We start from the raw sequence: 12744 nt of genomic DNA, 5'->3' as shown, positions 1-12744 counted from the left end.
GCGCGGCAATCCGGTTGCCGCGCCGGCAGATGCGGCAACCGGATTGCCGCACAGGGGTTCAATCGCGCATGTACGTCGACGTGCGGACGATGGAGCTTTCGGTTTCCCCACAATCCGTTTCGATCGTCGTGCGAATCGACGTCTCGACCGTCACCAGCGGCTCTGACGAGTCTTCCGACGCCGCCACGGACGTTACCATGCGGGGATAGCGCGGCGCATGATGCCCGCCTGGCTTTTCCCCACGTGGCGCCGCGCGGCGCAGAAAACGCGATAATTCCGTCAGCGCCAACTGATACACATCCCGCTTGAACTCGATCACACAGTCGAGCGGCACCCAGTACTCGTTCCAGCGCCACGCATCGAACTCCGGGTGATCGGTGGCGCGCAGGCAAATATCGCAGTCGCGCCCAACCATCCGGAGAAGGAACCAGATCTGTTTCTGGCCGCGGTAGTGACCGCGTACTTCACGCTTGATGAACTTGTCCGGCACCTCGTAACGCAACCAGTCGCGCGTGCGACCGATGACCTTGACGTGCTCCGGAAGCAGGCCGGTTTCTTCGTGTAACTCCCGATACATCGCTTGCACGGGGGTTTCACCATATTTGATGCCCCCTTGCGGAAACTGCCAGGAATGTTCACGGAGCCGCTTGCCCCAAAACACCTCGTTGTGCGCGTTCAAGAGGATGATGCCGACGTTCGGGCGAAAGCCTTCACGATCCAGCATACAACCACCTTCGAATCCTTTAAAATTGCTTTGATTATAAACAGATAACGGTCCTGACGCACCGAATCGCACCAGATTGGAACGATTTGCCGCAACAGGGCGTCGTCGAGGTAGTCTCCGGATCAGACCCTGCGGATTGGCACAGCCGTCCGCGCATGGTGCCGCCGCGTCCGCGCCATGGTCCGCGAATTCCCCGTTTGATCTCTTTGGACGGCTCAGATTGTGCCGCCGCTTTTGGAAAATTCTGAATGAAAGCCTCCCGTTTCTTTATCGGCACCCTGAAGGAAGCTCCCGCTGACGCCGAAATCGTCAGCCACAAGTTGATGGTGCGCGCCGGCATGATCCGTCGCGTCGCCGGCGGCATCTACAACTACCTGCCGGTCGGGCTGCGCTCGATCCGCAAGGTGGAAGCCATCGTGCGCGAGGAGATGAACCGGGCAGGTGCCATCGAACTCCTGATGCCGGCCGTTCAGCCGGCCGAACTGTGGCAGGAGTCGGGCCGCTGGGAGAAGTACGGTCCGGAACTGCTGCGCCTCAAGGATCGCAAGCAGAACGATTTTGTGATCGGGCCGACGCACGAAGAAGTCGTGACCGATATTGCGCGCAACCAGATCAAGAGCTACCGGCAGATGCCGGTGAACTTCTATCAGATCCAGACGAAGTTCCGCGACGAAATCCGTCCGCGTTTCGGCGTGATGCGCGGCCGCGAGTTCACCATGAAGGATGCCTATTCGTTCGACAAGGACATGGACGGTCTGCGCGAGTCGTACCGGAAGATGTACGACGCCTACGTGCGCATCTTCACGCGCCTCGGCCTCGATTTCCGCGCAGTCGCGGCCGACAACGGCTCGATCGGCGGCAGCGGCTCGCATGAATTTCACGTGATCGCAGACACCGGCGAAGACGCAATCGCGTACTGTCCCACCTCCGACTTTGCGGCGAACGTCGAAGCTGCAGAAGCGCTGCCGCTCATCGTACAACGCGCGGCGCCCACCGAGCCGATGAACAAGACCCCGACGCCCGGCAAGGCCAAGTGCGAAACCGTCGCCGAGTACCTCGACATTCCGCTCGAACGCACGATCAAGTCGATCGTCCTCGCGACGGAAAACGAAGGCGCCGAGCCCACCATCTGGCTGCTGATGCTGCGCGGCGATCACGAGATGAACGAGATCAAGGCGAACAAGATCCCGGGTCTCGAAGAATTCCGTTTCGCGACGGAAGAAGAGATCGTCGAGTGGTTCGGCACGCCACCGGGCTACCTCGGCCCGGTCGGCACGAAGAAGCCGGTCAAGGTGGTCGCGGACCGCACGGTGGCGAACATGAGCGACTTCGTTGTCGGCACGAACGAGATCGACTTCCACACCACTGGCGTGAACTGGGGCCGCGATCTGCCTGAGCCGATTGTCTCGGACATCCGCAACGTGGTGAAGGGCGATCCGTCGCCGGATGGCAAGGGCGTGCTCGACATCTGCCGCGGCATTGAAGTCGGCCACGTGTTCCAACTCGGCAGCAAGTACTCGGAAGCGATGAACGCGACCTTCCTCGACGAATCCGGCAAGCCGCAGCCGATGATCATGGGCTGCTATGGCATCGGTGTCACACGTATCCTGGGCGCCGCGATCGAACAGAATTTCGACGACAAGGGCATCATCTGGCCGGAATCGATCGCGCCGTTCGAAGTCGTGCTGTGCCCGATGGGCTATGACCGCAGCGAAGCCGTGCGCGAGCAGGCCGACAAGCTGTACGCGGAACTGGTCGCCGCTGGCATCGACGTGATTCTTGACGATCGCGGCGAGCGCCCCGGCGTGATGTTCGCCGACTGGGAGCTCGTTGGCGTGCCGCACCGGATCGTGATCGGCGATCGTGGCCTGAAGGACGGTAAGGTCGAGTATCAGGGCCGCCGCGATACGGAGGCGACGCTGCTGCCGGTCGACAGCGCAGCCGTCACAGTGACGGAGAAGATTCGTGCAGCGATTGTCCGCTAAGCGGAGCGGACGGTGGAGTACAACTTCCTGTCGGCGACGGTTCTGCTGATCCTGATCACGGATCCGCTCGGCAATATTCCGTTGTTCATCGGCTGCCTGCGGGGCGTGACTCCGAAGCGGCGGGTCGTCGTGATTCTGCGGGAAATCGTGATCGCGTTTGTGATCCTGCTGGTGTTCATGGTCGTCGGCGACCGCTTTCTGCGAATGATGAGTCTCACGGACCTGTCATTGCGGATCGGTGGCGGGATCGTGCTGTTCCTGATCGCGCTCCGGATGATCTTCCCGCATCCGGACGGCCCGTTCGGTGGCGATGTTCGAGGCGGCGAGCCGCTGATCGTGCCGCTTGCGATTCCCGCGCTCGCTGGCCCATCAGCGTTGGCTACTGTGATGCTGCTGACATCGCAGGCCCCGGGCAGGACCTTCGAGTGGATCGGTGCGCTGACCGTCACGATGATCGTTTGCGCGATCGTGTTGCTGCTGGCGGAGCGGATTCAGGCCCTGCTTGGCGAGCGTACCGTGATGGCCTTCGAGCGGCTGATGGGGCTCGTGCTGGTGGCCATTTCAGTCGAGATGATGCTGGCGGGTATCAAGGCTTTCGTGCATCAGCTCTGATTCGAACCGGTTGCAGCCGGTCAGTGTGTAAAAAAAAGCGGCCCGCGGGCCGCTTTTTCATTGGCGCTACCCGGTGAAGAAGGCGTATTAAGCGCCCTCGGTCAACGCGCGGATCGCTGGAAGATTGCGCCAGTAACCCTTCGCGTCCATCCCGCAGCCGAACACATAGCGATCCGGCACTTCGAAGCCACAGAAGTCCGGGTGCAGCGGCTTGGCCTTCGGGATGATCTTTTCGCACAGCACCGCGCTCAGGAAGCGCTTTGCGCCCATCGCGAGGATACGGTCGCGGATCGCGGCCATCGTCTCGCCTTCATCGAGGATGTCATCGAGCACGAGCACCACCCGGTCCTTCACCGATTCCGCCGGGGCGACGCGCCATTGCATCTCGTTACCGCCTCTGGTCGTGTTGCGATAGCGGGTCAGGTGGATGTAGTCGAATTCGAGCGGGAAATCGAGGTGCGGCAGCAGCATGCCGGTGAACACCGCCGCGCCGCCCATCACCGACAGCACAAGCGGGAAATCCTCGCTCATTTCGGCGCCGATGGCGCTGGCCATCCGCGTGATCGACGCGCTGACGTCACCGGCCGAAACGATTTCTTCGGAGTGGCTGAAAATGTGGAGAGCTTCTTCGCGATTCATGACGTCTGGCAGGCGGTAACTGTATACATAGTGTGGGAGAGAACGGCGGCACACGGTATAGCATAAACCCGCATAGCCCGCGCGTCGCAAAACGCGCGTACCGCATCGGAGCGGCGCCGGGCACGTGCCGCCGCCGCGCCGCCCGGGGGTGCGCAATCAGCGCATGCCGGGGAGCATACCTTTCATGCCGCGCATCATCTTCTGCAGGTTGCCGCCCTTCAGCTTTTTCATCATCGTGCGCATCTGGTCGTACTGATTCAACATGCGGTTGACTTCCTGTACCTGCACGCCCGCGCCTGCTGCAATGCGACGCTTGCGAGTGGCCTTGATCAGTTCGGGCCTGGCGCGCTCCTGCGGCGTCATCGAGTTGATGATGCCTTCCATGCGGCGCATCTGCTTTTCAGCCTGGTTCATGTCGGCGCCGGCTGCGGCCTGCTGGAACTGGGCAGGCAGTTTGTCCATGAGCGTCGACAGGCCGCCCATGTTCTTCATCTGCGAAAGCTGCGCGCGGAAATCGTTGAGGTCGAAGTCGCCGCCTTTTTTGACCTTGTCGGCGAGCTTCTGCGCGGCCTGCACATCGACGCCGCGCTGGGCTTCCTCGACGAGCGCCATAATGTCGCCCATGCCGAGAATCCGGTTCGCCATGCGGTCCGGATAGAAGATTTCGAGGCCATCGAGTTTTTCCGCGACGCCGACGAACTTGATCGGCTTGCCGGTCACGTGGCGCACCGATAGCGCCGCACCACCGCGCGAGTCGCCATCGAGCTTCGTCAGTACGACCCCGGTGAGCGGCAGGGCGTCATTAAACGCCTTCGCCGTGTTGACGGCATCCTGACCGAGCATCGCATCGACGACGAAGAGCGTCTCCGCCGGTTTCAACGTGCTGTGCAGCGCGGCGATTTCCTGCATCATCAGTTCGTCGATGCCAAGACGCCCGGCCGTATCGACGAGCAGCACGTCGTGATAGTGGCGCTTCGCCCAGTCGACGGCGGCGCGCGCGATGTCGACCGGTTTCTGGTCGGGTTCCGACGGGAAGAAGTCCGCGCCGACCTGTTCGGTCACCGTCTTCAACTGCGCGATAGCAGCGGGGCGGTAGACGTCGCAGGACACGGTCAGCACTTTCTTCCTGTACTTCTCGCGCAGCAGTTTGGCGAGCTTGCCGACGGTGGTCGTCTTGCCGGCGCCCTGTAGACCCGCCATCAGGATGACAGCCGGCGGCGTCACGGAGAGATTCAGTTCCGCCGCCTTGCCTTCGTAGTCGCCGCCGATGACCGCTGTCAGCTCGCGCTGCACCACACCGACGAGCGCCTGGCCTGGCGAGAGGCTGCTCAGCACTTCCTCGCCGAGCGCCTTCTCCTTCACCTTGGCGATGAATTCGCGCACGACGGGCAGCGCCACGTCGGCCTCGAGCAGCGCGAGGCGCACTTCGCGCAGCATTTCCTGGGTGTTCGCCTCGGTGAGCCGGGCTTCGCCGCGCAGCGTCTTGACGACGCGCGCCATCCGTTGAGTCAGATTGTCGAGCATGGGGAGCGATGGACAGTGCGGCCCGTGCAGCGCGAAGCAGGAGACGTCGCTAGGCAGGGGCCTGGTGTAAACTTCGAATATGGATATTGTACTGTATGCCCTCACCGCTCTCCTGTACGGCAGCCTCGCCGTCGCCGGGTGGCGCGCGCACCGGCACACCGCCGTGCGCCCGGTGCTCGAGAGCGTGCCGCCGGTGTCGGCTGTGGCGGGCCTGTCGGTGGCCTCTGGAATGAGTCCGGCGGGCCGCGGGCTGCTGCTGGTCGCGCTGCTGGCGCACGGGGTGCTGTTGCACACCACCATCTTTCCGCAGAACGCGATGGTGTTCGGGTTCGCGTTCGCGCTGTCGGCGATGTTCTGGCTTGGTGCCGGCATCTACTGGATCGAAAGCTTTTTCTTCCCGCTCGATGGCTTGCGTCTGCTGGTGCTGCCGCTCGCGTGCGTGGCGTCGCTGATGCCGCTCGCGTTCAACGGCGCGCGCGTGCTGCCGTATTCGGCGGCGCCGATGTTCAAGTTGCATTTTCTGATCGCCAACGTCGCATACGGTCTCTTCGCGATTGCGGCGTTGCACGCTGTATTGATGCTGCTCGTCGAGCGCCGGCTGCACGCGATGCGCGGCGCCGCACTGCAACGCCAGAGCTCGGCGGCGGGGAACGGCTGGCTGTCGAGCTGGCTCGATACACTGCCGCCGCTCCTGACGCTGGAAAAGCTGCTGTTCCGTTTGATTGGCGCGGGCTTCGTGCTGCTGACGCTGACGCTCCTGTCGGGCATTCTCTTTAGCGAGCAGCTCGTGGATCGTGCGCTCAGCCTCGATCACAAGACCGTGTTCGCGATTCTCTCGTGGCTGATGTTCGGCGCGCTTCTGACTGCCCGCAAGGTGTCCGGCTGGCGTGGTCGGGCGGCGTTGCGCTGGGTGCTCGCGTCGTTTGTTGCGTTGCTGCTTGCGTATGTCGGCAGCCGTTTCGTTTTCGAGGTGCTGTTGCACCGCCCTGTGGTCTGACCGTCATCATGCGACAAATCTTTCTGCTGATTCTGCTGTTCATCGTCGGGAACTGGCTCGTGAAGGCGCTGCGCCGCGCTGATGCGCGTACGTCGTCGCGTACGGGCGCCTCGTCGTCCGGTGCCGGGAGCGGGCAGCGCGCGGGCAAGGGCGCCGCCGGCGCACAGGGCTCGTCCGCCGCGCCGCAACTTGCCGAGCCCATGATCCTTTGCGCCGAGTGCGGCGTGCATGCGCCGGAAAGCGACTCGGTCGTCGTCGGCGGTCAGCCCTTCTGCAGCGCGGATCATGCACAGCGCAACGCGGCCCGGCAGTCGGGCCGCGACGCCCGATGAGCGACGATTTCACCGTCGATGCTGACGGTTGGGTCGCAGCCGCACGCAAACTGCCAACCTCGAATTTCGAAGCGCGCCCCGAGGGCGTGCCGCCTACGCTCATCGTCGTTCACAACATCAGCCTGCCTCCCGGCGAGTTCGGCGGCAGCGCGATCGCTGAGCTCTTCCAGAACCGTCTCGACTGTGACGCGCATCCGTACTTCGACACGCACCTGCGCGGCGTCAAGGTGTCGGCGCACTTCGTGATCCATCGCGACGGCGCGCTCGAACAGTACGTATCGTGCGATGAGCGTGCCTGGCATGCGGGCGTCTCGAGCTTCTTCGGTCGCGAGCGCTGCAATGACTTCTCGATCGGCATCGAGCTGGAAGGCAGCGACACGACCGCGTTCGAACCGGCGCAATACCGGACCTTGAGCGCGCTTGTGACAGCCCTCGTCGGACACTATCCCATCGAAGCCCTCGCCAGCCACTCCGATATCGCACCGGGTCGCAAGACCGATCCGGGTCCGCATTTCGAGTGGCCCCGTCTTCAGCGCGACACCAGGCTCGCGGATCGGTATTTCCCCTATCTCAAGTTTTCCGCAGCGTCATAAGGGGCATTCGGGAGGGCTTTGCGCAACGGGCCGAAAACGTTGCACAGCCTTGCTTTCCGGGCAGTCCCGTCCGGCTTGCCCATGTGAAAAGTCAAGCGGGGGAGCGCAAATAAAATAATTTGAGATAGTCCCGAGTTCCACTATACTTTGTGTCATGAATTCGATTTCGCACTAAATGTTGTGTAGATCAGGCGGCGCCCCGCTCCATGAGCATGGCGCCGCATGCATTCCAGGCATTGAAAAAATACAGGTCCGGCATGGCTCGATGAGAGCGGGCACTGCCGGCAAATTCGGGAAAAGGGCACAGCCAGTGATCGCGACTCGCATGATGAAGACCGTCGTCCAGTCCGCCGTGTCGCATCCGGTCATCAGGCCTTGCTGGCCCATTCTCCGCAGCCCAACGTTCGCGCCGGATACGGCGCGGCGATCGTACTAATCCGCGGGTTTCTCCGCACCATTCCAAGACCAGGAGCTTTGCACATGCAAACGACCGACAACGTGACGACCCGGTACGAGGGCGCACCCAGTCACTCCCTCGGCGGACAGGCACAGGGCGGCCAGCCGCTCACCCCGCAGGCGACCTTCGCCGACTACAAGGTGATCCGTCGTAACGGCAGCGTCGTGTCGTTCGAGCCGTCGAAAATCGCCATCGCGGTGACGAAGGCATTTCTGGCCGTCAACGGCGGGCAAGGCGCGGCGTCGGCACGCGTGCGCGAACTGGTGGAGCAGCTCACGCAGAACGTCGTGCGCGCACTGCTGCGCAGCCGCCCGAACGGCGGCACCTTCCACATCGAAGACATCCAGGATCAGGTCGAACTCGCGCTGATGCGCGGCGGCGAACACAACGTCGCACGTGCGTACGTGCTGTATCGCGAGAAGCGCACGCAGGAGCGTAGCCATGAGCCGGAAGCGGCAGCGGGCGCGCCTGGTTTGAACGTGGTCGACGGCGGCGTGACGCGTCCGCTCGATATGAACGCATTGCGCTCGATCATCGAATCGGCCTGCGCGAACCTGGGCGACGCCGTGAGCGCCGAACCGATCGTCGCGGAAACGGTGAAGAACCTGTACGACGGCGTGCCGATGAGCCAGGTCTATGACTCGGCCATCCTCGCTGCGCGCACGATGATCGAAAAGGATCCGGCCTACAGCCAGGTCACGGCCCGCATCCTGCTGCACACGATCCGCCGCGAGATCCTCGAAGAGGAAGTCACGCAGGGCGAAATGGGCGAGCGTTACGCTGAATACTTCCCGACCTTCATCAAGCGCGGCGTGCAGGTTGAACTGCTCGACGACAAGCTGATGCAGTTCGACCTGAAGCGTCTGGGCGCAGCGCTCGACGCCGAGCGCGACCTGCAGTTCGGCTACCTCGGCCTGCAAACGCTGTATGACCGCTACTTCCTGCATAGCGACGGCGTGCGGATTGAAATGCCGCAGGCATTCTTTATGCGTGTCGCGATGGGTCTCGCGCTGAATGAGATCGACCGCGAAGCACGCGCGATCGAGTTCTACAACGTGCTGTCGAGCTTCGACTTCATGAGCTCGACGCCGACGCTGTTCAACTCGGGCACGCGCCGCTCGCAGCTGTCGTCGTGCTACCTGACGACGGTCGACGACGACCTCGACGGCATCTATGAAGCACTGAAGGAGAACGCGCTGCTGTCGAAGTTCGCCGGCGGCCTCGGCAACGACTGGACGCGCGTGCGGGCGCTCGGCTCGCATATCAAGGGCACCAACGGCAAGTCGCAAGGCGTCGTGCCGTTCCTCAAGGTGGTCAACGACACGGCTGTCGCCGTGAACCAGGGCGGCAAGCGCAAAGGCGCGGTCTGCGCGTACCTCGAATCGTGGCACCTGGACATCGAAGAGTTCCTCGAGCTGCGCAAGAACACCGGTGACGACCGTCGTCGCACGCACGACATGAACACGGCGAACTGGATTCCCGATCTGTTCATGAAGCGCGTGCACGAAGGCGGCGACTGGACGCTGTTCTCGCCGTCCACCTGCCCGGATCTGCACGACAAGTTCGGCGCCGAGTTCGAAGCGGCTTACACAGCTTACGAAGACAAGGTGGCGCGCGGCGAGATCAAGCTGTTCAAGAAGATCCCGGCGGCGCAACTGTGGCGCAAGATGCTCGGCATGCTGTTTGAAACCGGCCATCCGTGGATCACCTTCAAGGATCCGTGCAACATCCGTTCACCGCAGCAGCACGTGGGCGTGGTGCACTCGTCGAACCTGTGCACGGAAATCACGCTGAACACCAGCGACAGCGAAATCGCCGTCTGCAACCTCGGCTCGGTCAACCTCGTCGCTCACCTGACGAAGCAGGCCGACGGCACGCTGGCGCTCGACCACGACAAGCTGAAGCGCACCATCAGCGTCGCGATGCGCATGCTCGACAACGTGATCGACATCAACTATTACGCGGTCGCCAAGGCACGTAACTCGAACCTGAAGCACCGTCCGGTCGGCATGGGCATCATGGGGTTCCAGGACTGCCTGCACCTGCTGCGCACGCCGTACGCGTCGGAAGAGGCCGTCAGGTTCGCCGACACGTCGATGGAAGCGGTCTGCTACTACGCGTACTACGCGTCGACCGAGCTGGCTGCCGAGCGCGGCCGCTATTCGAGCTACCGCGGCTCCCTGTGGGATCGCGGCATCCTCCCGCAGGACACGCTGAAGCTGCTCGCCGAAGCGCGTGGCGGCTATGTCGAGGTGGATTCGAGCGAGTCGATGGACTGGACGGAGCTGCGTGGGCGCATCGCTACCTACGGCATGCGCAACTCGAACTGCGTGGCGATCGCGCCGACGGCGACGATCTCGAACATCATCGGCGTCTCGGCCTGCATCGAGCCGACGTTCCAGAACCTGTACGTGAAGTCGAACCTGTCGGGCGAATTCACGGTGGTGAACGACTACCTGGTGCGCGACCTGAAGGAACGTGGCCTGTGGGACGAAGTGATGGTCGCCGACCTGAAGTACTTCGACGGCACGCTGTCGCGCATCGACCGCATCCCGGCGGACCTCCGCGCGATCTACGCGACCGCGTTCGAAGTCGATCCGAAGTGGCTGGTCGAAGCGGCATCGCGTCGCCAGAAGTGGATCGACCAGGCGCAGTCGCTCAACATCTACATGGGCGGTGCATCGGGCAAGAAGCTCGACGAGGTCTACAAGCTCGCGTGGCTGCGCGGTCTGAAGACGACCTATTACCTCCGCACGATGGCGGCGACGCACGTCGAGAAGTCGACGGTCGCGCACGGCGCCCTTAACGCGGTGTCCTCGGGCGGCGGCGAAAGCTCGGGCGGTGCGGCAGGCGGCGCGGCTGGTTTCGGCGCGAGCGGCGGTGCAGCATCGTCGGGTGGCTTGCAGGCAGCGGCGGCTCATGCAGCCTCCGTGGCGCCCGCCGCAGTCGCGGTGGAAGCAGCGCCGGAAGCAGACGGTCCAGTGTGCATGATGCGTCCGGGCGATCCGGGCTTCGAAGAGTGCGAAGCGTGCCAGTAAGGCAGACGGCCGGCGCAAGCCGGTCGTGAAGGAAGCGGTGAGCGGTGCTCCTGGAAAGAGGCGCCGCTCATCGAAGTGAAGCAGAGGGAAGACTTCTGCCTCGCAGCAGCAAGACATCGAACTGGCAACACCTTGCGCAACGCGCATTGCGGCATCATCGACGCCCAGTCGATGACTGCGAGAAAACCCTGAACCTTGCTCTCGTCGCGTAGCCCGATAGAGAAGGTAGCGCAGTAGAGAAAGTCAGGCGACACAGATTTGAAGTGCCTCGAAACGCACAGGCGGAGCACGAGCGACGCAGGCGCAACGCATGCACGACCCGGTGCTTCGACATCGCAGCAACGACACTTCAACGTTGCTTCGAGTCTCGCCAGGTCAGTTCGAAGCGAGGCACTTTTGATGAAGCGAAGACCAACGATCACACATGCTTTGATCGCTTCACGCGAAGCGATGCAGACAGTCTGTTGAGCAAAGTGTTGTATGTAGGTCGCAGCGTGAATCGAAAACAGGATTTTTCGTGAGCGAACCCTTTTATCGCTAACGAAAAGATGGTACAAACCGTTCTAAATTGATGGTGACATTTATGCTCAACTGGGATGACGAGATCACTGCCGTAACTCCCTCGAGCGCTTCGCAACAAGATATGTTGCGCAACGCTGCGGGATCGGCTGTCGGGACGCAGGCTGCAACGCGTGCCGCTCATCAGGCTCCCTCGGCTCAGGATATCTTCGCGAACGACATCGCCGTCGCTCCTCCTGTTACCCGTCACGGCGCTCAAGGCACTGCGCCGACTGCACCGGCCGCTGTCTCCGAAGCGCGCGTGAATGTCGCCGACAAGCGCATCATCAACGGCCAGACTGACGTCAACCAACTGGTGCCGTTCAAATACAAGTGGGCGTGGGAAAAGTACCTGTCGGGCTGTGCGAACCACTGGATGCCCCAGGAAATCAACATGTCCCGCGACATCGCGCTCTGGAAAGACCCGAACGGGCTGACCGAAGACGAGCGCCGGATCGTCAAGCGTAACCTCGGTTTCTTCGTGACGGCGGACTCGCTCGCCGCGAACAACATCGTGCTGGGCACCTACCGCCACATCACGGCGCCCGAATGCCGCCAGTTCCTGCTGCGCCAGGCGTTCGAAGAGGCGATCCACACCCACGCTTACCAGTACATCGTCGAATCGCTCGGCCTGGACGAAGGCGAGATCTTCAATGCGTATCACGAAGTCTCCTCGATCCGCGCGAAAGACGAATTCCTGATTCCGTACATCCATGTGCTGACCGATCCGGCCTTCAAGACCGGCACGGTCGAGGCCGATCAGACGCTGCTTCGCTCGCTGATCGTGTTCGCCTGTGTGATGGAAGGCCTCTTCTTCTATGTCGGCTTCACGCAGATTCTTGCACTAGGCCGCCAGAACAAGATGACCGGCGCGGCGGAACAGTACCAGTACATCCTTCGTGACGAATCGATGCACTGCAACTTCGGCATCGACCTCATCAACCAGATCAAACTCGAAAACCCGCACCTGTGGACGGCTGAGTTCCGCGCGGAAATCCGCGAAATCTTCAAGCAGGCTGTCGATCTCGAATATCGCTACGCAGAAGACACGATGCCGCGCGGGGTGCTCGGCCTCAATGCGTCGATGTTCAAGAGCTATCTGCGCTTCATCTGCAACCGCCGTTGCCAGCAGATCGGTCTCGATCCGCTGTACCCGAACGAGGAAAACCCGTTCCCGTGGATGAGCGAGATGATCGACCTGAAGAAGGAACGCAACTTCTTTGAGACGCGGGTCATTGAATATCAGACCGGCGGCGCACTCTCCTGGGAATAATCGGGAACGCGT

At 62.4% G+C, this 12744-nt stretch carries 10 protein-coding genes; 7 read left to right on the top strand and 3 right to left on the bottom strand.

The genetic code is table 11. From position 1 onward, the window contains the following. Positions 1-58: 58 nt before the first annotated feature. On the bottom strand, positions 59-724 hold the full coding sequence (locus B0G77_RS04480) for an RNA pyrophosphohydrolase (RefSeq protein WP_133661036.1): 666 nt from the start codon (positions 722-724) through the stop codon (positions 59-61). Positions 725-972: 248 nt separating this feature from the next. On the opposite strand from B0G77_RS04480, the gene B0G77_RS04475 reads away from it, so the two are divergent. Further along, positions 973-2709, top strand: a complete 1737-nt coding sequence (locus B0G77_RS04475) for a proline--tRNA ligase (RefSeq protein WP_133661035.1) — start codon at positions 973-975, stop codon at positions 2707-2709. Between the two features lie 12 nt (positions 2710-2721). Beyond that, positions 2722-3321: a MarC family protein gene (locus B0G77_RS04470; protein WP_133661034.1), complete on the top strand. Its 600-nt coding sequence runs from the start codon at positions 2722-2724 to the stop codon at positions 3319-3321. 87 nt (positions 3322-3408) lie between these two features. Here B0G77_RS04470 and B0G77_RS04465 read toward each other — a convergent pair whose 3' ends face one another. Beyond that, positions 3409-3960, bottom strand: a complete 552-nt coding sequence (locus B0G77_RS04465) for a hypoxanthine-guanine phosphoribosyltransferase (protein WP_133661033.1) — start codon at positions 3958-3960, stop codon at positions 3409-3411. A gap of 156 nt (positions 3961-4116) precedes the next feature. Beyond that, positions 4117-5484, bottom strand: a complete 1368-nt coding sequence (ffh, locus tag B0G77_RS04460) for a signal recognition particle protein (RefSeq protein WP_133661032.1) — start codon at positions 5482-5484, stop codon at positions 4117-4119. A 79-nt stretch (positions 5485-5563) separates the two neighbouring features. Between ffh and ccsA the strand changes: the two genes are divergently transcribed. From ccsA to B0G77_RS04435, 5 genes are all read left to right on the top strand, one after another. Next, positions 5564-6481 (top strand): cytochrome c biogenesis protein CcsA, encoded by a 918-nt coding sequence (ccsA, locus tag B0G77_RS04455; RefSeq protein WP_133661031.1) that lies wholly within the window; start codon positions 5564-5566, stop codon positions 6479-6481. Positions 6482-6489: 8 nt separating this feature from the next. After that, complete coding sequence (locus B0G77_RS04450) at positions 6490-6813, top strand: PP0621 family protein (RefSeq protein WP_133661030.1); 324 nt, start codon at positions 6490-6492, stop codon at positions 6811-6813. After that, complete coding sequence (gene ampD, locus B0G77_RS04445) at positions 6810-7406, top strand: 1,6-anhydro-N-acetylmuramyl-L-alanine amidase AmpD (RefSeq protein ID WP_133661029.1); 597 nt, start codon at positions 6810-6812, stop codon at positions 7404-7406. Before B0G77_RS04450 ends, ampD begins: the two co-directional genes overlap by 4 nt. Positions 7407-7886: 480 nt before the next feature. After that, positions 7887-10901, top strand: a complete 3015-nt coding sequence (locus tag B0G77_RS04440) for a ribonucleoside-diphosphate reductase subunit alpha (protein ID WP_133661028.1) — start codon at positions 7887-7889, stop codon at positions 10899-10901. Between the two features lie 583 nt (positions 10902-11484). Beyond that, positions 11485-12732, top strand: coding sequence for a ribonucleotide-diphosphate reductase subunit beta (locus tag B0G77_RS04435; protein WP_133661027.1), 1248 nt, complete (start codon positions 11485-11487; stop codon positions 12730-12732). Positions 12733-12744: the final 12 nt, after the last annotated feature.

The organism is Paraburkholderia sp. BL10I2N1 (assembly GCF_004361815.1).
GTDB lineage: Bacteria > Pseudomonadota > Gammaproteobacteria > Burkholderiales > Burkholderiaceae > Paraburkholderia.
Note: the sequence above shows the minus strand (reverse complement) of the source record. Positions and strands in the feature narration are given on the sequence as shown.